The sequence below is a fragment of the Sinanaerobacter chloroacetimidivorans genome (genome assembly GCF_018128545.1).
GTDB classification, from domain to species: domain Bacteria; phylum Bacillota; class Clostridia; order Peptostreptococcales; family Anaerovoracaceae; genus Sinanaerobacter; species Sinanaerobacter chloroacetimidivorans.
Genome location: NZ_JAGSND010000028.1, coordinates 1 through 21,567, shown reverse-complemented (window position 1 = coordinate 21,567; position 21,567 = coordinate 1). Strand labels below are relative to the sequence as shown.

Sequence of the window (21,567 nt, the reverse complement as noted above, 5' to 3'; positions counted from 1 at the left end):
AATAGAGGTATGTATAATGTATGCCAACATTATACAGTAGCTAACAAAATCTTACAAGTCTTTTTTACAAAAAATCAGACTATTCGGAAAAACCTCAATTGTCTTTCCATTTTCATCAACTGGACCTAAATAGATCAGCGGGAAGTAGTCTTGTATTTTCTTCTTTTGAGGTTCGGTAGAAGCGATCACTACACCGGTGCCTACATTTTCAATTTCAAATTCGGACAGCATGTCTGAGATTCCTTTTATACTGCCTCCGGCACGCATAAAATCATCGATGATAATGGCCCGGGAACCGGGTGTCACCGCTCTCTTGGAAATGGACATCTTTTGAATTCTTTCCGTGGAACCGGAAAAATAATTGATACTTACGGTGGAACCTTCGGAGATTTTACTTTCCCGGCGGATAACCACAAGGGGCAGGTTCAGCATGTGAGCAGTCATCAGTGCAACGGGGATCCCTTTTGTCTCAATGGTTACCACATAATCTGCATTCTGATGCATAAACCTTCTTGCGAAAATCTCACCGGCTCGTTTTACGATATTGGAGTCGAACATGAGATCGGAAGTATACAGGAAGCCCCCTCCCAATATTCTGTTTTTATCTCTCAGCTTTTCACAGATGTGGTCGAGCAATTCCATTGCGTCCTTTTCAGAAATGTGGGGAACATACCTGACTCCGCCCCCTGCTCCGGCAGTAGTTTCAATAATACCAAGCTCCATACCGGCCAGTATTTGCTTTGCCGTCTGTATGTCCTCACTGATACTGGACTTTGCTGCAGAAAAGAGATCACAGAAATACCCGAGGGAATAAGGTTTACAGGGGTTTTCCGATAGAATTCTAATGATAGCACCTACACGTTCTGTTCTTTTCATCAGTAACATCCTCCATGGTTTCCGAATATATTAATCGTAATAAACTGATTTTATTCGTTTTTTTTTATTTTGTCAAATTCTCGGCATTGTTTTGGTCTGTTTGTGGTATAATCAGTTTATATGTTTTGTTTTACGTTGAATTTTAGGTAACGAAAAAGATTATTTCAGAGACTACAACGAAGATGAATACAGTGCTTATTTCGCACTAATATAAATAGACGGAGGAATGTAAGGTAATGCTTAATCTTAAAAATTACAAGCATATTCATTGTATCGGCATCGGAGGAATCGGCCTTTCTGCTATCGCGGAGATCTTTCTCTCCAGAGGTTATCAGGTATCGGGTTCGGACATGAAGGAAAGTGAGATCACTGATAAACTCATCGAGCAAGGTGCAGTAATTTATTTAGGACATAGAGGAAAAAACATAGCGGGTGCAGATTTGATTGTTTATTCAGCAGCGGTCTCCCAAGATAATCCGGAACTGGTTGCAGCAGCTGAAAATGATGTGCCGACGGCTTCCAGGGCAGAGGTATTGGGTGCTTTGATGCAGGAATATAAAACTAGTATCGCCATTGCCGGCACTCACGGAAAGACAACGACGACCTCAATGATTTCATTGATTCTGGAAAAAAGTTCCAGCGACCCTACCATACTCGTAGGAGGCAACCTGTCAGAAATTAACGGCAATGTGAAAATCGGAAACAGCGAGTATTTTGTCACAGAAGCGTGCGAATACATGGATAGCTTTCTTTCCCTGAATCCTATGATAGAAATCATTCTGAACATTGATTCGGATCATCTGGACTACTTTAAAGATATAGAGCACATCGTAAGCTCCTTTGATCAATTTGCGAAACTAGTCCCAGAGAATGGTGTCGTCATCGCCTATGATGCCAATCCTTTTGTGAACAGTATTTTAAAGAGTTTAAACAGTAAGGTGGTCACCTTTGGCTTCAGCGAGCAGTGTGACTATTTTGCTTCTGATATAGAATTTAATTCTTTTGGCATGCCTTCATTCCAAGTACATTATCATGGTAAGATCCTTTGTACCATGCAGCTTTCCATACCTGGAGAACATAATATCGCCAATGCCCTGGCAGCTTTTGCCTGTTGTCACGGCTTGGGAATCGAGATCGAATCTATAGTCACCACTTTAGAGGCCTATACAGGAACGCAAAGAAGGTTTGATGTAATCGGTATCACGAAAAATAATATCAAAATCGTTGATGATTATGCTCATCATCCGACAGAAATCAAGGCGACGCTGAAAGCAGCCCAAAATGTTCCCCACAATTCACTGTGGTGTCTCTTCCAACCCCATACCTACACCAGAACCCTTGCCTTATTCGATGAGTTTGCGGAATCCTTCGATTCAGCAGATAAAATCGTTATGGCTGAAATCTATGCTGCCAGAGAAAAGAACATCTACAAAATCAGCTCAAAGGAACTGGTAAATGAGATTAAAAGAGTTCACCCGACAAAAGAAGTTTATTATTTTGCAAACTTTGATGAAATTGCAAGCTTTGTCATTAATAATGCACAAAGCGGAGACCTGGTTATTACCATGGGCGCAGGAGATATCTATAAGGTTGCGGAAATTATATTGGAAAAGGATAGGCTGTTATAGGCCTATCTTTCTATTTAGGAGCTACTGAACAAACCGTTTTGAAATTTACGGTTTGTTCGGCAGCGCCTATTATTACAATATTACGAAAATTTGTGATTTGTTTTTTGTACTTTTTGAATAGAGAGAAGAATGATATAATAAATATGTATGCAATTTGCAGGGGAGGTACATAATGAAAGAGCTGATGGAATACGAAGCGCAAGAAAAGAAAAGATATGAGATTAACCTGACACACTTATCAAAAGGCGTTAAGTTTATTGATATAAAAGCGGCATATATTGAGGATTCTGTAATCATTGGCAAAGGAACCATCCTTTATCCCGGGGTGGTAATTGAGGGGAATACCGTTATCGGTGAAAACTGTGTCATCGGCCAGAATTCCAGAATCGTTAATTCAACCATTGGTGATGAAACAGAAATACAATGCTCAGTTATATTGGACAGCCAGGTGGGCAACAATACTTCAATAGGACCTTTTGCATATTTAAGACCAAATTCAAAACTAGGGGATCATGTAAAGGTTGGGGACTTTGTTGAGGTAAAGAATTCTTCCATGGGCAACGGCTCAAAAGCATCGCATCTTACCTATGTGGGTGATTCCGACATAGGAGAAAACGTAAATCTTGGCTGCGGAGTTGTCTTTGTAAACTATGACGGTAAAAATAAACATCGTTCTGTTGTAGAGGACGGATCTTTTATTGGCTGCAACGTCAATATCGTATCACCGGTTACTGTTCACGAAGGTGCCTATGTGGCAGCAGGAACCACCGTAACAAAGAATGTTCCAAAGGGAGCCTTGTGTGTAGGAAGAGCAAAGGATAAAATTATCGAGGGCTGGGTAGAGAGAAGAGGTTTACTAAATAAGAAAAAGTAGATAAAACAGATTCAGGAGAATCTGCAGACAGAAAGAGGTGTAGTAATGAAAAACGGAGTCTTTACAGATTTCAAAATTTTCGCAGGAAATTCAAATCATGAGTTAGCAGAGGAGATCGCATCCATTATGGGCAAGCCTCTGGGCAAAGCAACTGTAAGTAAGTTTAGTGACGGTGAAATTTCCGTAAGTTTATGGGAAACAGTTAGAGGAATCGACACTTACATAGTGCAGCCGACCTGCGACCCTGTAAATGACAGCTTAATGGAACTTCTTATTATGATAGATGCCATGAAGAGGGCTTCCGCCGGCAGAATCAATGCGGTAGTTCCTTACTATGGGTATGCCAGACAAGATAGAAAGGCAAAGGCCAGAGATCCGATTACCGCTAAGCTGGTTGCAGACCTTTTAAGCAGTGCCGGAGCAGACAGAGTTGTAACAATGGATTTACATGCACCTCAGATTCAGGGGTATTTCAATATCCCGGTGGATCATCTGTTAGGAATGCCGATTTTGGTTAAATATTTCAGAGAGATGAGACTGGATGACTTAGTCATTGTGTCTCCGGATCACGGCAGCGTGACGAGAGCTAGAAATATGGCTCATCCGCTTGATGCTCCCATTGCCATCGTGGATAAAAGAAGACCCAAGGCCAACGTTTCTGAAATCATGAACATTATCGGTGATATTGAAGACAAAAATGTTATTCTCGTTGACGACATGATCGATACTGCGGGAACCATAACCAATGCTGCTAACGCGTTAAAGGAAATGGGAGCCAGGGACGTTTATGCCTGTGCCACTCACCCCATCTTATCCGGACCTGCAATTGAAAGAATTCAGGACTCCGCCATCAAGGAATTGGTTCTATTGAATACTACACCAATACCGGAAGAAAAGAAAATTGATAAAATCAAGCTGCTGTCCGTTGCACCTCTTTTTGCAGAGGCAATGATCCGAATCTTTACCAATGATTCCATCAGCAGATTATTTGACTAGGAGAGCCTATGTACGTAATTGTTGGTTTAGGAAATCCCGGAAAGAAATATGAACAAACCAAGCATAATATCGGGTTCATCACATTGGATTTCCTGGCCGAGAAAAATGAAATCAAAATCAATAAAATAAAGCATAAGGCTTTGGTCGGGGAAGGCTTCATCTCCGGCCAAAAAGTTCTGCTTGTAAAACCCCAGACCTATATGAATCTAAGCGGAAACAGTGTCAGAGAAGTCATGGAATATTATAAAGTTGATATCGAAAAACTGATTGTAATTTATGATGATGTTGATATTCCCATGGGACGGCTGAGGATTCGGAAAAAGGGAAGTGCCGGTACGCATAACGGGATGAAGTCCATTCTATATGATATCCAATCGGATGATTTCCCCAGAATTCGTATAGGTATTGGTGCGGAGCATAAGTCTGCCCTTGCCGATTATGTACTGGGAGGGTTTGGGAAAGACGAAAAGAAATTGATGGAAGATGCGGTGAAAAGGGCTGCTGAATCCGTTGAGTGCATCCTGGGAAAGGGAATAGATATCGCTATGGGCGAATACAATATAAAACCATCTGCTGAAGGGGAAACAAAAAAAGATGAGTGAGAAGGTAAGAGGTGGAAAATTCCACGAGATCATATCTCTTGCCCGAAGTGCCAAGGGAACGATCAACATTTCAGGAGTGTCGGAAGGACGGGCTATGCCCGTTGCAGCACTCATAGCAAAGGAAAGAAAAAGCCAAAGCCTGATTGTGACATCTTCTTATACGAAAGCAAAAAGATTGGCTGAAGACCTTTCTTTTTTTGTTGACCAAAAAATTTATGTGATACCGGAAGAGGAGCAGCTGTTCTTTAAATATGAAGCCAAAAGCCACGGAGCATTGGAAGAAAGGCTGACTGCATTAAAAGCATTCATGTCCGGGGAAAGCTGTATTGTGATCTCTCCGGTATTAGGAGCGGTAAAAAAGCTGGCTCCGCATGGGATATTTCAGAACAATACCCTTCAATTTCATCTTGGTGTCGAAGAAGATATTGAAACGATTAAGAGAAAGCTAACTTACATGGGATATGAAAGGGCTGCCTTCGTGGAATCCAAGGGGCAATACGGCATCAGAGGAGGAATTATAGATATTTTCCCGGCAGATTCCCCATCCCCTTACCGTATCGAGTTCTTTGATACAGAAGTGGATTCTATCAGAACCTTTGATCCCATTACGCAGCGTTCTCTAGATAATCTGAAGACCGTTGAGATCTATCCCGCCGAACAGATGGTGCAGGAAGAGGAGCTTTTTCAAAGAGCCTCGGAAAAGCTTACGAAAGCCTATGAAAGCCATGCCAAAAAACTCAAGGGAGAACTGAAAGAGAAATTACTTAATAGGAAAAACCAATTGGTAGAGTTTATCGAGAGCGCCACCAATGTACAATTACTGGAAAATTATATTCATTATTTTTATGAGGATACGGAATACCTCTGGGATTATATGAAACCGGACAGTGTTGTCATGGTGGAAGATCCGGACCGAGTCAGAGAGGTTTTGGAATTCAGGGAGCAGGAAGATAAAGAAGATTTTAAAGTCATCCTTGAAAAAGGAGAAGCGGTTCCCGGCGACTTTCAAATTTATCCTAACAAATCTGATCTGGAAAAATTATATGGCCAGAATACGGTATTCCTTTTTACACCGTTTCAGAAACAAATCAAGGGAATACAAAGACTGGATGCCAGCATCCATGTTTCCGCAAAGCAAGCACCTGTTTTCAATGGAAAGATGGATTTTCTGGAAACGGAGTTAAAGCGGTATGCAAAGCAGAACTATGACATCACCATCGTCTGTTCTACCGAGGAAAGAGTAGAGAATTTAAAAAGCTTCGTTGAAAGATGCGATCTGCTGGGCCAGGTAAAACTTTTGAAGGGAAGTCTTACTTCCGGGTTGGAATTTTCCGAAGAAAGGCTGGTTTACCTTTGGGACGGCGATATTTTCACAACGCAGAAACATAGAAAAGCAAAAAGTGAAGAGAAAAAAGGCAAGCCCATCAAAGCCTTTACCGATATTCGAAAAGGTGATTATGTAGTACATGAGAATCACGGAATCGGTAAATTTATCGGCGTTGAACAACTGGTGATCCAGAAGGTAAAAAAGGATTACCTGAAGATTAAATATGCCGGGGAAGATATGCTTTATATCCCTGTTGAACAGATGGATATGATTCAAAAGTATATTGGAGCCGATGGTTCTACTCCGAAAATCAACAAACTGTCCAGCGGAGAATGGAAGAAAACCAAGGCAAAAGCCAAAGCCGCAATTTTAAATATGGCTAAGGAGCTTTTGGAATTATCCGCCGAACGTAAAGCAAGGGGCGGGTATGCATTTTCTCCTGATACCATCTGGCAAAGAGAGTTTGAAGACATGTTTCCTTATGAAGAAACCGCAGATCAGTTGCGGTGCATCAAGGAAATCAAGGCAGATATGGAAAAGCCCATATCCATGGAACGGCTTCTCTGCGGTGATGTCGGATACGGCAAGACAGAGGTTGCCGCGAGAGCCATATTCAAATGTGCGGCTGACGGTAAGCAGGCTGCTGTTTTAGTCCCAACAACCATACTGGCCAATCAGCACTATTATACCTTTAAAGATCGGTTTGAAAAGTTTCCTTTTAAAGTGGAAATGCTCAGCCGGTTCCGAAATGAAAAACAGCAGGAGACCATTATCGAAAAGGTAAAGCAAGGAAGCATTGATGTGCTGGTCGGTACTCATAGAATGTTGTCTAAAGACATCGGCTTCAAAGATCTGGGACTTCTCGTAATCGATGAAGAACAGCGCTTTGGCGTACAGCACAAAGAAGCGATTAAAAAACTCAGAACCAATGTGGACGTTTTAACCCTTTCTGCTACACCGATTCCAAGAACGCTGCACATGTCACTGCTTGGGATCAAGGATATGAGTCTGATCGAAGAACCTCCGGAAGAACGCTATCCGGTACAGACCTATGTGCTGGAGCAGGATGACGAACTTCTCCGGGATGTCATACAAAGAGAACTGGATCGGGATGGTCAGGTGTATGTGGTGTATAATCGGGTACGAGGGATTCATAAAATAGCTGCCCTGATCAGTGATCTTGTACCGGAAGCGATTGTGGCAGTGGGGCATGGTCAAATGAATGAAAAGCAGTTAGAGGATGTGATGATCGATTTTGTCAATCATGAGTCAAATGTGCTGCTTGCTACTACGATCATTGAATCCGGAATCGATATTCCCAATGTGAATACCATTATCATACTCGATGCGGACCGCTTTGGCTTGTCTCAGCTGTATCAGCTGAGAGGAAGGGTCGGCCGTTCCAACCGGATGGCATATGCCTATTTGATGTATCAGAAGGATAAGGTTTTATCGGAGCATGCGGAAAAAAGATTGAGAGCCATTAAAGAATTCACCGAATTTGGAGCAGGCTTCCGGATTGCTATGAGGGATCTGGAAATCAGAGGTGCCGGAAATCTGCTGGGAACGGAACAGCATGGTCATATGATGATGGTAGGCTATGAGCTTTACTGTAAACTTTTGGAGGATGCAGTGCGTGCCCTTGGAGGCGAAATCGTGAATCCGGAACGGGAAGAAACCTCTGTCGAAATCGATGTGCCGGCTTATATTCCGGATACCTATATTGCAGATGAGATCCTGAAGCTGCAGATGTATAAAAAGATAGCAGCTATTAAAGATGGAGAAGATGAGGTTGAAATCACAGATGAACTCATGGATCGTTTCGGTGAAATGCCAAAAGAAACGGAGAACTTGATCAAAATTTCCTATATCAGAGCTCTGGCTGAAAAAGCCGGGATTCTGAGGATTCATGAAGAGCCGAAGAAGATTGTTTTCGACTTTCATGAGAAAAATATGCTTTCCCCTCAGGCCATGGCAAACTTGTCCCAGAAATATGGCATGAACTTGCTGATTCATGCAGGAGTAAAACCTTTTATAAAATGCAATATCTCTGGTAAAAATAAACTTCACGAAATAATCATATTTTTAAGCAGTATTGTGTGATATAATGGACACAAGCCATTGAATATCCAGCGTTGCTGAAAGGAAGCGTTCATTGAATCATCTTGGATGTTTGGGTATGATATAATGAACGAAATGCAGTGTTGCTGCAGGGAAGCGTCCATTCATTCAAAAGGGCTACGCGTATGGCATAGTAGAATGGAAGCAAACATTGAGATGAAGAAGGAGAGAAACGAATGAAAAAATATGCGGCAATGATCCTGGCCATTATACTTGTATTCAGTTTTGCAGCCTGCGGAGATAAGGCGGGAACTGACTTGGCAAAAGTGGGAGATGAGGTAATCACATCCAGTGAGCTGGACCAGTATGTAGAATTGTATGCCTTTGTTCAGGGGATGGATCTGACACAGATTACCGATGAAAAAAGCATGAAATATATCAAGAGCTTAATGCTGGAAGACATGATTTCCATGGAAGCCATGAAACAGCATTTTGCCGGAAAAGAAGATGAAGTGCTGCCCGAAACCGTTGATGAGGATCTGCAGAAATTTATTGATGATTCAAAAGCCGAGGAAGCAGTAAAATCCTTCCTGGAAGAAAAAAAGATTACCGATGAAGCCCTGACCCGTTTTTATTTGAGCCAGTATTATACTACCGCTTATTTTGATGAGATAGAAGCCGGAATGCCGAATTTGGAAGCAGATGCAAAGGCCTATTATGAAGAAAACAAGGACAGCTTCGCAGTAGATGAGGTGACGGCAAGCCATATTCTTGTTGATAACGAAGAGTTAGCAAAAGAAATATTAGATAAAATTAAAGCAGGAGCCAAGTTTGAAGACATGGCTAAAGAATACGGAACCGATGGTACAAAAGATACGGGGGGAAGCCTCGGAACCTTTGGAAGAGGCAAAATGGTAAAAGAGTTTGAAGATGCAGCCTTTGCCTTGGAGCCAGGCCAATTGAGTGATGTGGTAAAAACCGAATGGGGATACCATATTATTAAAGTAACGGACAAAAATCAGGGCATCAAGACCTATGATGAAGTGGCGGAATCCGTAAAAGCAACTCTGGTAAGCCAGGAGTCCGAGGGTAAAATCAAAGAACTGAGAGACTCTATTGGCGTAGAATATCTGACAAAGGAATATACGGGAGAAATCAAAGAATCCTAATTCATGAGAAAAAAATAAGCTCTCTGTCAAATGTTGTGGCAGAGCTCTCAAGTAAAATAAAAGGCCGATGTGAATGGTATGAAATATTTCACATCGGCTTCTTTCTTGTTTAGTTTCTGGCTAATTTTCCATTTGCCTTGCCAGGAAACTGGCTCCTATTTCGGCTGCTTTTAGCTTTGTTTCTTCGGATTGCGTTCCGTCCTTGGAAAGGATTACGATGGATCCGATGGCATCCCCTTGTGATACGATAGGGACCAGTATTTGTGATTCAAAGTCATTTAGATTTCCGTCATCCGCCGTAATCGGGAAGAGGCCGCCTTTGTCCTTGATCATTTTGCTGTTTTTCTCCTGTATGACCTTTTCCAGATCTTTTCCGATTCTCTTTTCGATAAAATCCTTCTTTGGTCCGCCTGAGACGGCTATGATATGGTCGGTATCAGAAATCAGAACCATATCCCCGAGGATATTGTATGCGGATTCGGCATATTCTCCTGCAAACTGGCTGAGTTCACTGATCGGAGAATATTTTTTCAAAATGACCTCCCCTTCTCGGTCTGTAAATATTTCAAGAGGATCACCTTCACGAATTCTCATTGTTCTTCTGATTTCTTTTGGAATTACGACACGTCCAAGATCGTCAATCCTTCTAACTATTCCTGTCGCTTTCATTTACATCTCTCCTTCAAATAGTATTTTTTCCTAAATTTCCTATGGAAATAGTATCTGTATTAGGTAAGTTTTTATTCAAACATTTTATGAATCCTACTGTTGTTTTTCTGGTTTTGTGGTATAATTAGCCAGGTAAAACGCCAGGTTATAATAGAAGAAAAGTGAGAAAAATAAGGAAAAACGGAGGTTTCTATATAGTATGTTATTTCAAAATATTAAAATACTGGATGAAAAATTAAATTGCAAAGATCCTATGTATGTTGGCATAAAGGGTGATAAGATCGACTATATTGGTACAGAAGCACCAAAAGAAGACTATGGTGAAAGCTATGACGGCAGAGGAAAACTGCTGATGAGCGGCTTTTTTAATTCCCATGCCCATACTCCCATGACTTTGATGCGGGGATATGGAGAAAACATGTCTCTGCAGGATTGGCTTACGCTGAGAATCTTTCCTTTTGAAGACAAATTGAACGGAGAGGCCGTCTATTACGGCATGCTGCTTGGAATTGCAGAATCTTTGAGATTTGGAATTGTATCTACTACTGATATGTACTATTTTGGTGATGAAATGGCCAGAGCCATTCTGGAAAGCGGAGTCAAAAACAATTTGGGAAGAGGTGTCGTTAACTTTACGGATGAACCACCGGATTTACTGCCCGGCATGCAGGAAACGAAGCACTTATTTGAGACCTATCACAATGAGGGCGGCGGCAGATTGAAAGTTGATATCAGCCTTCATGGTGAATATACGTCGAATCCGAAAACGGCAGAATATCTTGCCGGCTATGCGAGGGCAAACGGGGCCAATATGCATGTCCATGTTTCCGAAACACAGTTTGAAACAGAAGAGTGCAAAAAAAGACATGGGATGACACCGGTTCAGTATTTAAACGCCAGAGGGATCTTTGATGCCAGAACTACGGCAGCTCACTGTGTGTGGCTGGAAGAAGACGACTTTGACATCCTCGCTCAAAAAGGTGTAACGGTGGCAAGCTGTCCTGTAAGCAATCTCAAATTGGCAAGCGGAGTCTGCAATGTACCCCTGCTTTTAAAGAAAGGTGTCAATGTAGCCATTGGAACAGACAGTGTAGCCAGCAACAATAGCCTTAATATAATAGAAGAAATGAAATTTTTTGCTGTAGCGAATAAAGGAAAGCAATTTGACCCGACTTTGATCACCCCTGCGGAAGCGCTGACGGCTGCAACCGCTGCAGGAGCCAAAGGCCAGGGAAGAGACGATACCGGAAAATTGGCAGTCGGATATAAAGCGGATCTCATTGTTTTGGATTTGATGCAGCCCAATATGGTTCCGATTCATAATATGGTGAACAATATCGTATATGCGGCTTCCGGCAGTGATATCCTGCTGACTATGGTAGACGGAAGGGTTCTCTATCGAAATGGAGAATACCTGACCATCGATATGGAAAAGACACTGTATGGTGTTGAAAAGGCAATAGAAAGAATTTTAGGAGAACTGAAATAGAATGGCAAAAAAATCATTTATGCAGGGTGCTGTAATTCTTGGAATTGCAGGCCTGATCATTAAAGTTATGGGAGCATTCTTCCGAATACCCTTGGCAAATTTTATCGGAGATGAAGGGATGGGCTACTATCAGACAGCCTATCCTATTTATGTGCTCTTTCTGACATTGGCAACGGCCGGAATCCCTATAGCCATTTCCAAGCTGGTTTCGGAAAGGATTGCGGTAGATCAGCATTATGAAGCTTATCGCGTTTTTCGAGTTTCCTTTATACTGCTTTTTAGTATTGGTATCTGCTCCTCGGCAATCTTGTTCTTTGGTTCGGGGGCTATCGTAAAAGCAATCGGAAATCCCGGAGCGAAATTTGCTATGATGGCCATTGCACCGGCTTTGATGTTCGTGCCTATTATGGCTGCCTACCGTGGATATTTTCAAGGCATGCAAAATATGAAGCCGACTGCGACCTCACAGGTGGTGGAACAGTTTTTCCGGGTTGCAACAGGCCTCAGCCTGGCATATTATCTCGTAGGAAAAGGCAGGGAATACGCAGCGGCAGGAGCTTCCTTCGGAGCTACCGCAGGTGCCATTACCGGCTTGGTGGCAATCATGGGCCTTTATTTGCTGCATCAGAAGAAGCTGCATAAAGATATTGACCGGACCAGCCATATTATAGGGGAAAGAAGCAGTAAAATCCTTGGAAAAATATTTATTATTGCAGTTCCGGTTACCATTGGTGCCGCTATCATGCCGATTATGAACACTATAGATGTAGGAATTGTAATGCGCAGACTGCAGGAAACAGGATGGACGGAAACGGCTGCAAACGGTCTGTATGGTCAGCTGACCGGAATGGCGGCACCGTTGATTAATTTTCCGCAGGTACTTACACAGGCCATAGCCATGAGCTTGGTACCGGCTATCGCTGCCGCTTATAAACAAAAGGATATGAAATTTTTAAACTATAATGTTCGTCTAGGACTCAGAACTGCCATCCTCATTGGCCTACCCTGTGCCTTCGGACTGATGACGCTGTCGGAGCCTATCATGCTTCTGCTTTATCCTATGCAGAAAGCAAGTGCTGTCAGCGCTGCTCCCTGCCTCTTTATCATGGCTTTCGGTGTTATTTTCCTTTCTACGGTGCAAACTCTTACCGGGGTGCTTCAAGGTCTTGGAAAACCGATCATACCGGTAATCAATTTGTTTATTGGTGCTATTGTTAAGATTGTTTTGACTTATACACTGACCGGAATTGACAGCATCAACGTCAAAGGAGCTGCAATCGGTACCGTAGCTGCCTATATCGTTGCTTCCACATTAAATATTATTGCGGTAAAGAGATTGATTGGCGTTAAATTTGACGTAGGGCTGACTTACATTAAGCCTGTAGCATCGGCATTGACCATGAGTGCTGTAGTTTGGTTCAGCTATCGAATGGCATACGGATTTTTGGGGAATGCTATATCCACTGTCATAGCGGTTGCCATCGGCGTATTGGTTTATGGTGCCATGCTATTCCTGACAAAGGCAATCACCAATGAGGAACTGGCATACTTGCCGAAAGGAAAAAAGATCGTTCAAATCGTAAATAAAATAAAAAGGTAAATAATATGGATAAAAAGTACGCAGAATACTACAAAGAAGGAAAAACTGCCGAAGAAGCCATCACCCGGCTGGCAGACATCATTGCACTGCTTCGAAGTGAAGACGGCTGCCCCTGGGATAAGGTTCAAACTCATGAAAGCCTGAAGGAGTGCCTGATAGAAGAAGCCTACGAGGTTGCTGAAGCTATCGACAGGCAGGATATGGACAATCTTGAGGAGGAGCTGGGAGACGTTTTACTTCAGGTGATTTTTCACAGTGATTTACAAAAAGAAAGAAGCGGCTTTGATCTTCGCAGTATCGCCAACCGGGAATGCGAGAAAATGCTTAGAAGGCACCCTCATGTTTTTTTAAACAAAAATACAGAAACTATTGACAAAGCCGTTGAAAAATGGGAAAATGTGAAAAGAAAAGAGAGAGGAACCGCGACACATACTGATTCTATGATGAATGTGCCTAGGGCATTGCCTGCTTTAATACGCAGTTATAAAATACAAAAGAAAGCTGCGGATGTAGGTTTTGACTGGGAGGATGTAAGTGATGCGTTCTCAAAAGTAAAAGAGGAGACCTGTGAGCTCCTCGAGATTTACCGGGAAGGCAGCGAAGTCAGAATAAAAGAAGAGGTTGGAGACCTTTTATTCGCAGTGGTGAACGTTGCAAGGTTTCTTGGAGTAAATCCGGAAGAGGCTTTAAATTTTACTTCATCTAAATTTATTAATAGATTCCGTTTCATAGAAGAATCTGCGAGGCTCCGGGGGACAACTCCCGAAGAAATGAGTCTTGAAGAGATGGACAAGCTTTGGGATGAAGCGAAAGAAAAGGTTTAGCTATTAGTGAAGTGTGTATGAGGTAAAGAAGTATTAACACTCAAAACCAAAAAAATTTTTTACAAATTAAAGGAGGTTATGTTCGTGAATAAAGCAGAATTAGTTGCTAGCGTAGCAGACAAAACAGGTTTCACAAAGAAAGACGCTGAGGTTGCAGTAAATGCATTTGTTGCAAGCATTGAAGCCGCTCTTGTAAAGGGTGAGAAGGTTCAGTTGATTGGATTTGGAACTTTTGAAACTCGTCAGAGAAAAGCAAGACAGGGAAGAAATCCTAGAAAACCTGGTGAAGTGATTAAGATTGAAGCTGCAAAAGCTCCTGTTTTCAAAGCTGGTAAAGCTTTAAAGGATGCAGTAAATAAATAAGATTGAATGCAAAGGGCAGCTGGCAAGCTGCCTTTTTTAGTCGTGATTGAGGAGTTTATGAGGATCGATAAGTTTTTAAAGAATTCCAGATTAATTAAAAGAAGAACCATAGCCAAAGAAGCTTGTGAACAGGACCGGATTCTGATCAATGGAAAAGCTGCAAAACCCGGCAGTGAAGTGAAGATAGGTGACGTGATACAAATACACTTTGGCAATGCGGAGATTAAAGCAAGGGTATTGACGCTTTCAGAACACAGCACAAAGGAAGCGGCAGCCACAATGTATGAAATTATTCAATAAAGTTATAAAAACCATACCCCCTGGCAATAATATTATATGTATTTATTGCAGGGGGGTTTTTTTATGAAGGTAGGGATACCCGGCGGTCTATTATATTACAAATATGAGCCCTTTATCAGGACTTTTTTTAATGAGCTTGATCTGAATACCGAATATTCCACGACAGCGAATAAAGAAATATTGGATACCGGCGCTCACAACTGTGTGGATGAGGCCTGTCTGCCTATGAAAATATTTCATGGGCACGTCTCAAAATTACAGAAATCTTGTGATCGTGTTGTAGTGCCCAGAATTATGACTTGTGAATTCGGAGAATCCATTTGCCCCAAATTCAGAGGTCTTCCTGAATTAGTGGAAAGCGGAACCGGAAAAAGCAATCATATCTATTCTGATCCGATTTATCTGGATAAGCAATCGAATCTAAAGAAGATCTTAAAAAAATCCAGCAGGGAAATCGGAATACCGGACAGGAGGTTTGATAAGGCCTTCAAGCTGGCTTTGGAAAATCAGAGGAACACCAGCAGGGGATTGCATGAAAATGGTTATAAGTATCGTGTATTTCTCGCAGGCCATCCTTATAATATCTATGATCGCTTTGCGAATATGAACCTGATTGACAAGCTTCATAAGTTGGATATCGGTGTAATCACCGAGGAATGGGTAACACAGTACGAAAAACAGGAAGAATTAAGAGGGCTGATCAAGCAGCCTTATTGGCTTTTTTTCATACACAATTATGCGCCTGCACTGGCCTTGATGAAAAAAGGGGAGATAGACGGGATTATCTATGTGTCTTCCTTTAACTGCGGAACGGATTCTTTCTCCATAGAAATGATTAAAAACAAGGTCGGAAACTTTCCGATGCTGGTCCTGAAATTGGATGAGCAGACAGGGGAAGCCGGCTATAATACAAGACTGGAAGCATTTAGTGAGGTGCTGAAATGAAAATAACCTTTCCTCATATAGGAGATGCCCATTTGACTGCAGGACTTCTGTTCAGAGAAATCGGCATAGAAATTGTCACACCCCCATCCAACACGCTGAAAGGACTGGAAGAGGGCAGCGCTTTGTCACCGGATGAGATCTGTCTGCCCTTTAAACTGATGATCTCCAATCTGACTGATGCTTACAAGCAGGGCGCAGATACGGTCATCATGCCGGCTACAATGGGACCTTGCAGGCTTGGAGAATATGGTGAACTGTTTAAATCCATATTGGATAAGAACGGTTATTCCTTTGATTGGATTCTTTTAGATTCCCCTCAGGCAATCGGCAAAAGAGAATTACTGAAGAGGCTGGCGAAGATCGTACAAGACAGTGACAAGCATTTGCCGTTTATTCTGCGAGCATTGCATAAAACAAATCGTCTGATCTATCACTTGGAGGAGCTGGAAAAGCAGGCGCACATACTGTGCGGATATGAAGTGCAAAAAGGCGATTGCAGAAAAATCCTGGATCAGTGCAAGAAGGAATTGGCGAAATCCGAGAATTTGAACCAGGCTCTCCGCATTGTGAAAAGACACAGATCAATTTTGAAACAGATTCCCTTGGATCCTGATAAAACACCGCTGCATCTGCTGCTTACCGGTGAAATTTATTCCTTGATTGAACCCTTTGGCAATCATCACATGGAAGATCTGTTGATGGATATGGGGGTTTCCTTTGAGAAAAGAATCACACTGGGATGGTGGATCCGATTAAATATCACCAACCCGTTGGGGGCTAAGGTGAAAAGGATTAGGAAAAACAAGTTTTTGGATCATTCCATTGGCGGATATGCAAGAGAGACGGTGGAAGAAGGCATCTTATGCAGCAGGGAAAACTATGACGGCGTGATTCAGGTGTTCCCGGTGGGCTGTATGCCGGAAATCGTAGCGAAAGCAGTATTTTCGAGAATGTCTAAGGAATTGGATATCAGTGTTTTAACCGTTATTTATGATGAGATGGGCGGAGAAGCCGGATATATTACCAGGATCGAAGCTTTTATCGATATGCTGAGCAGAAGAAAACGAATCCGGCAGAAGTCCGTGGATACGGCACTGAAAAAACACGGGAGGAAAAAAGTGAATGTATTATTTGGGAATTGACGTTGGCTCTGTAAGTACAGATTTTGTCGTTATGGATAAAGATAAAAAAATTATTGAGCAGCATTATTTAAAAACAAAAGGAAATCCTATCGGAGCGGTAAAGGAAGGCCTCAGGCTCCTTGGAAAGAATTTTAAAAACAGCGATATAAAAGGTGTCGGCACTACAGGCAGCGGAAGATCTTTGGCTTCTGTGGTAACCGGTGCCGATCTTACAAAAAATGAAATTACAACTCATGGCGTGGCTGCGGCAACATTGGATCCGGAAATCAGAACAATCGTGGAAATCGGAGGTCAGGATTCTAAAATTATACTTCTGAATCATGGCGTCATTACAGACTTTGCCATGAATACCGTCTGTGCTGCAGGGACCGGATCATTTTTAGACCGGCAGGCAGAGAGACTTGGACTTAAGGTGGATGAACTGGGGGCTTATGCTTTACGTGCAGATAACCCTGTAAGAATTGCAGGAAGGTGTGCTGTCTTTGCTGAATCGGACATCATACATAAGCAGCAGCTTGGTTGTACGATGGAAGATATTATTGCAGGAATGTCGAAAGCTCTTGTGAGAAATTATTTAAGCAATGTAGCGAAAGGCAAAGAAATGAATCAGAAGGTATGCTTTCAAGGCGGTGTTGCCGCCAATGAAGGAATCAGAGCAGCACTGTCGGAAGCTTTGAAATGTGACATCTTTGTTCCCGAGTACCACAAAGTGATGGGCGCATATGGTTCTGCCGTCATGGTGCAGGAATTAGTAGAGGAAGAAAATAAAATCACCCGCTTCAAAGGGTTTGAAGTGGGTGATGAAGAAATAACGTCTGAGAGTTTTGAATGCTCCGACTGCAGTAATCATTGTGAAGTGGTTATCCTGCGTTCTCAGAACAGACAAATAGGATGTTTCTCGGATCGTTGCGGAAAATACCAGAATGATTCTGCTCCTGCTTAATGAAGTTCTCGATGAAGTCGCTTATATAAAACATAAATAATCCAGGAATATACCAGGCTCATACCCAAAGTAATGCCGGCTCTGGGTATGACAAGCACTAAGTAGTTGACATGGGTCAGTATCGTTAACCAAAGTGTATTCAGTCCGATGGAAGTAATGACTTCGGTAATCAGGATAATCACCAGGACCTTCCCGAATGTTATAGATTCCCCTATTCGTGATTTTAAAATCCCCGGAATAAAGCCAACCAGTGCTGCGGATAACGTAAATCCTGGGAAATAGCCCAATCCTGAAAACATGGTGGCTCCGATCAGATCGGCAACAATACCTGTTATAGCTCCGCCAATAGGACCCAGCAATAATCCGGCAAGGGCAATGGGGATATTGCCAAGGCTGATTCTCACCGTATTCACTGCAAGGATTGGCAGATAGAATGAAAGAAATCTGGTCAGAATAATGCTGATTGCAGCGAAAAGGGCAAGCAGCATTAAATTTTTTGTAGAAAGTTTTAAAGACATAAAAAAAAATCCCTCCTCATTAGAATGAATAAACTACACTAAAGAGAAAGAACTTCCTTAATGCAGCAGCGGACGCAATATTGTACCGCAAACCAAAGTTTTTCGTTCATAAGCAACATCCCATCTTATGACACTTTACGCACAATATTTACTCTACTTATGCTCATCATACTATGTTTAAAAAATATTTTCAAGAGTTATTAATTCATTCAGATGCATAAAACCTAACTGTTCCTTGATGCAGGCCAATTCGCCTGTAGCAAGGGCATAATCTTCCGCTTTAATATAAGATTTTGCTTTGGCTATGGAATAATCCGTATTATTAATGGCCTGGGTATCAATAAAAAAGGAATAGACTTTCTTCTGTTTATGCCACTTTTCTGACAAATCTTCGAAACTGGAAGAGGCGGTTTCCCATTCTTCCTGGGATACACTGACAAGAATTTCCTCATCTATCATGTTTCGAAGTTCATGGAGGTGTTCATCCGTATATTTGACGAAGATCCCCCACCCTGCAACAAGAACCAGCATGCTTATGACAGATATGATGAGTGCTCTCAATGTTGATTGGCCTCCTTTTCCGATTCCATACTTTTCTTCCCTCTTGGATATACGTGAATCTTACCGTTTTCATCATAAAAACACATGAATACTTGAGAATAATCGTGTATATGCATTTTCTCCAATTCATTTTTCAAATAGTTTTCATCCTTTTGAAGTCTCTCCAGATTTCCTCGGTAAAGTGTTCCGTCGGAAATAAGGACCATTGGCATCAACCTGCTTTTCGTATCTACGTCTAAATCATCCAATGTCGGAGGAGCCTTTTCGGGCTTGGGGATTACACTCAGGTCGCCGTTGGATTCTAAAACCGCAAAGTCCACATCAGATACGGAGGGATAATTCTTTAATCTTAACTGCTCCATCAGATCATCTATGGTGATTCTCAAATTTTTCAGCTCTTCCGTATTGACAGAACCGTGATCTATTAAAATACTCGGTTTACCGCTTAGGAAATCACTTACCTTATGACTTTTGGTAGAAATGAAAGAAAGCAACACCTCCAAAAAAAGCAGTGTAACAATGGCCGTAACTCCATTTAGTACGGACACATCAGAAGATTCAATGGGTATGGCAGCAAGCTCGGCGATCATGAATAGGATTACCATTTGAAATGGATCCAGCTTTGACAGCTCTGCCTTTCCCATAATCCTTATTACAAATAAAACTGCCATATACAAGATAATGGTTCTGATCAGTATAATAAGCAAAGGGGTTCCCTCCTGTAAATCAAGTTAATCGTTTTGGCGCGGAATGGTACAAAATGAACTTTGTCGTTTTGCCATGATATGAACTTTATCGTTTTGGAAGTTTGTCATTTACTATTGTTTACTTATTTTATCACTGTTATACTAAAAGATGTTTGTTTGAGATAATAGATAGAAAGAGATGACGGATAGGTTTAAATGAGATGAATATAGAAAAGAATCGAAAAGAATATTACAGTTATGTGGGAATTTACACTTTTATATTTGCAGCCATCGGGATTTTATACCCTTTGATCGGGCAGTATCTGGCGGAAATCGGTTTTACGGGAGTGCAGATCGGTATTATTACGGCCTCTGCCACTGCAGTGGGTATCGGAGCTTCTCCCTTCTGGGGATGTCAGTATCATAACAGAAACAACAGCATTGGTGTCATATTGTTTCTGTGCGGTACAGTCACCTTTCTGGTACTTGCTTTTATCTTTATTAAGCATTTTTTAGTATTTCTGCTGCTATATGCGGTCTTTGCCTTTTTCCAAATCCCTATTATACCATTAAGCGATGCGATGACACTGGAAGCAAGAGCCCCTTACGGGGCCGTGAGAAAATGGGGAGCCATTGGTTTTGCCGCCGGCGTATTCTTTGCGGGGCAAATTGCCGAAGCTACGAATCTGGTGGTTATATTCCCCCTTTGTGCCGCTTCCTTTTTTATGGCAGGGCTCATCTTCTTTTGGAAGCGAAGAAAAAAAGGCAGAATTGGTGTCGGAAACAATGCAGAACTGAAAAAGTCCGGTATCAATAACAACGAAGAATCTGAAACGTCCGGTGACTCTGATGCCAATGCTAAAAATGAATCCTATGGATATGCGGCTGAAAGCTATTGCAGCTGTGAGAAAACTCCTGAAAAGAAACGTACCGGATATGCGGTGCTCTTTCAGAATAAAAAACTGATGGCGTTGATGCTCAGTGCCTTTTTTATCTGCGGAACCAATGTAGCACATAACACTTATTTCGGCTTCCTTTATAAGGAGGTAGGGGGAAGTATTGCAGGAATTGGGATAGCCCTGCTGTTAATGTGCCTGAGTGAAGCGCCGTTTATGGCCTGGGTGGATCGGCTATCCAAGAAATTCACACTGGAAAGATTAATTTTAATCACCATGATCATGTCTGCAATGAGATTTTTCTGGTTCAGTACCGGTCCTTCTCCGGAACTTCTGATCGGCACCTTCTTCCTGCAAGGTATCATCAATGGTATTGTCATTGTCGATTTGATTCAATATGTAGCGAAACTGGTAGATCCTATTATGATTGGGATGGCGATGACCTTATATCAGTCTCTTTCCGCGAACTGCAGCACCATATTATGTCAGCTGATAGGGGGCAGCATCCTGGACCATTTCGGCGGGGCCAAAGTATACTTGTTCTTTGGAATTTATAATACGATCGGTGTTATATTATATGTAGCTTTTGGTTTATATAAAAGTGGAGAAAAAAAGTATAAAAAAGAGGTTGACAGGTTAGATTAGATTTGTTAAGATAATCTTCGCTGTCGGGAAATACTGAGGAAATATGGATGCTGACAGTAAGGTAAACGCAGTAGAAATCTACAAATTGAAGATTTGTGATTTCCTTGCATAAGTTTGCCGACAATTTGAGCCAAAATGTGCTGCAAATTGGGCAAGCTAAGAAAAGATGAAAAAAGTGTAGAAAATTAGTTGACAGAATGAAACATCTTTGGTACTATGATTAAGCATCTTGTTGACGGGCCTAAGGGCCTGTAAGTGAAAAGCAGATTGAAATAAGCTGCAAAAAACTTAAAATAAAGTATTGACAGATGCCCGCGAAAATGCTAAACTTAAAAAGTTCGCTAAACGCGGCGGGCCTTGAAAGAAAGGCCGTTGAACCTTGAAAACTCCATAGTGCAGAAATTTAGTCAAAGAGAACATTAAGTTGTTCTCGGATACTAAAGTACAAATACA

Annotated in this window: 20 protein-coding genes and 1 riboswitch; of the genes, 15 read left to right on the top strand and 5 right to left on the bottom strand. The window is 41.9% G+C overall.

Annotated features, from left to right (window positions below; genetic code table 11):
• Positions 1-51: 51 nt before the first annotated feature.
• Positions 52-876: a pur operon repressor gene (purR, locus tag KCX82_RS21695; RefSeq protein ID WP_227020559.1), complete on the bottom strand. Its 825-nt coding sequence runs from the start codon at positions 874-876 to the stop codon at positions 52-54.
• 236 nt (positions 877-1,112) lie between these two features.
• On the opposite strand from purR, the gene murC reads away from it, so the two are divergent.
• The 6 genes from murC (at position 1,113) to KCX82_RS21665 (ending at position 9,533) form a co-directional block, all read left to right on the top strand.
• Positions 1,113-2,504 carry a UDP-N-acetylmuramate--L-alanine ligase gene (gene murC, locus KCX82_RS21690; protein ID WP_227020558.1) on the top strand — a complete coding sequence of 464 codons (1,392 nt, stop codon included), beginning with the start codon at positions 1,113-1,115 and terminating at the stop codon, positions 2,502-2,504.
• Positions 2,505-2,676: 172 nt separating this feature from the next.
• Positions 2,677-3,378, top strand: a complete 702-nt coding sequence (locus KCX82_RS21685) for a UDP-N-acetylglucosamine diphosphorylase (protein ID WP_227020557.1) — start codon at positions 2,677-2,679, stop codon at positions 3,376-3,378.
• 45 nt (positions 3,379-3,423) lie between these two features.
• Positions 3,424-4,374, top strand: coding sequence for a ribose-phosphate diphosphokinase (locus KCX82_RS21680; RefSeq protein ID WP_227020556.1), 951 nt, complete (start codon positions 3,424-3,426; stop codon positions 4,372-4,374).
• A gap of 8 nt (positions 4,375-4,382) precedes the next feature.
• Positions 4,383-4,976 (top strand): aminoacyl-tRNA hydrolase, encoded by a 594-nt coding sequence (pth, locus tag KCX82_RS21675; RefSeq protein ID WP_227020555.1) that lies wholly within the window; start codon positions 4,383-4,385, stop codon positions 4,974-4,976.
• A complete protein-coding gene (gene mfd, locus KCX82_RS21670; protein ID WP_227020554.1) occupies positions 4,969-8,406 on the top strand; it encodes a transcription-repair coupling factor in 3,438 nt (1,145 codons plus the stop codon). The genes pth and mfd overlap by 8 nt, the downstream gene beginning before the upstream one ends.
• A 194-nt stretch (positions 8,407-8,600) precedes the next feature.
• Positions 8,601-9,533 carry a peptidylprolyl isomerase gene (locus tag KCX82_RS21665; RefSeq protein ID WP_227020553.1) on the top strand — a complete coding sequence of 311 codons (933 nt, stop codon included), beginning with the start codon at positions 8,601-8,603 and terminating at the stop codon, positions 9,531-9,533.
• Positions 9,534-9,653: 120 nt separating this feature from the next.
• Here KCX82_RS21665 and spoVT read toward each other — a convergent pair whose 3' ends face one another.
• A complete protein-coding gene (gene spoVT / locus KCX82_RS21660) occupies positions 9,654-10,202 on the bottom strand; it encodes a stage V sporulation protein T (protein ID WP_227020552.1) in 549 nt (182 codons plus the stop codon).
• Between the two features lie 199 nt (positions 10,203-10,401).
• Here spoVT and KCX82_RS21655 point away from each other — a divergent pair, with 199 nt between their 5' ends.
• The 8 genes from KCX82_RS21655 to KCX82_RS21620 all read left to right on the top strand — a co-directional run bounded on the left by KCX82_RS21655 (position 10,402) and on the right by KCX82_RS21620 (position 17,808).
• Complete coding sequence (locus KCX82_RS21655) at positions 10,402-11,691, top strand: amidohydrolase (protein ID WP_227020551.1); 1,290 nt, start codon at positions 10,402-10,404, stop codon at positions 11,689-11,691.
• A gap of 1 nt (position 11,692) precedes the next feature.
• Positions 11,693-13,291 (top strand): putative polysaccharide biosynthesis protein, encoded by a 1,599-nt coding sequence (locus tag KCX82_RS21650; protein ID WP_227020550.1) that lies wholly within the window; start codon positions 11,693-11,695, stop codon positions 13,289-13,291.
• A gap of 5 nt (positions 13,292-13,296) precedes the next feature.
• Positions 13,297-14,115 (top strand): nucleoside triphosphate pyrophosphohydrolase, encoded by an 819-nt coding sequence (mazG, locus tag KCX82_RS21645; RefSeq protein WP_227020549.1) that lies wholly within the window; start codon positions 13,297-13,299, stop codon positions 14,113-14,115.
• Positions 14,116-14,169: 54 nt separating this feature from the next.
• Positions 14,170-14,478, top strand: a complete 309-nt coding sequence (locus KCX82_RS21640; RefSeq protein ID WP_227020569.1) for an HU family DNA-binding protein — start codon at positions 14,170-14,172, stop codon at positions 14,476-14,478.
• Positions 14,479-14,484: 6 nt separating this feature from the next.
• Positions 14,485-14,778 (top strand): RNA-binding S4 domain-containing protein, encoded by a 294-nt coding sequence (locus tag KCX82_RS21635; RefSeq protein WP_465250696.1) that lies wholly within the window; start codon positions 14,485-14,487, stop codon positions 14,776-14,778.
• Between the two features lie 63 nt (positions 14,779-14,841).
• Positions 14,842-15,723, top strand: a complete 882-nt coding sequence (locus KCX82_RS21630; protein WP_227020548.1) for an acyl-CoA dehydratase activase-related protein — start codon at positions 14,842-14,844, stop codon at positions 15,721-15,723.
• Positions 15,720-16,865 carry a 2-hydroxyglutaryl-CoA dehydratase gene (locus tag KCX82_RS21625; protein ID WP_227020547.1) on the top strand — a complete coding sequence of 382 codons (1,146 nt, stop codon included), beginning with the start codon at positions 15,720-15,722 and terminating at the stop codon, positions 16,863-16,865. Before KCX82_RS21630 ends, KCX82_RS21625 begins: the two co-directional genes overlap by 4 nt.
• The gene (locus tag KCX82_RS21620; protein WP_227020546.1) at positions 16,846-17,808 is read left to right on the top strand and encodes an acyl-CoA dehydratase activase; all 963 of its coding nucleotides are present in this window, start codon (positions 16,846-16,848) and stop codon (positions 17,806-17,808) included. The genes KCX82_RS21625 and KCX82_RS21620 overlap by 20 nt, the downstream gene beginning before the upstream one ends.
• Here KCX82_RS21620 and KCX82_RS21615 read toward each other — a convergent pair.
• The 3 genes from KCX82_RS21615 to KCX82_RS21605 all read right to left on the bottom strand — a co-directional run bounded on the left by KCX82_RS21615 (position 17,805) and on the right by KCX82_RS21605 (position 19,594).
• Positions 17,805-18,326: a folate family ECF transporter S component gene (locus KCX82_RS21615; protein ID WP_227020545.1), complete on the bottom strand. Its 522-nt coding sequence runs from the start codon at positions 18,324-18,326 to the stop codon at positions 17,805-17,807. The genes KCX82_RS21620 and KCX82_RS21615 overlap by 4 nt on opposite strands.
• Positions 18,327-18,390: 64 nt before the next feature.
• Positions 18,391-18,484, bottom strand: a riboswitch (THF riboswitch).
• Between the two features lie 19 nt (positions 18,485-18,503).
• Complete coding sequence (locus KCX82_RS21610; RefSeq protein ID WP_227020544.1) at positions 18,504-18,887, bottom strand: DUF4363 family protein; 384 nt, start codon at positions 18,885-18,887, stop codon at positions 18,504-18,506.
• The gene (locus KCX82_RS21605; protein WP_227020543.1) at positions 18,884-19,594 is read right to left on the bottom strand and encodes a DUF421 domain-containing protein; all 711 of its coding nucleotides are present in this window, start codon (positions 19,592-19,594) and stop codon (positions 18,884-18,886) included. The genes KCX82_RS21610 and KCX82_RS21605 overlap by 4 nt, the downstream gene beginning before the upstream one ends.
• A 200-nt stretch (positions 19,595-19,794) precedes the next feature.
• On the opposite strand from KCX82_RS21605, the gene KCX82_RS21600 reads away from it, so the two are divergent.
• Positions 19,795-21,114 (top strand): MFS transporter, encoded by a 1,320-nt coding sequence (locus tag KCX82_RS21600; RefSeq protein WP_227020542.1) that lies wholly within the window; start codon positions 19,795-19,797, stop codon positions 21,112-21,114.
• The last annotated feature ends 453 nt before the right edge of the window (positions 21,115-21,567 follow it).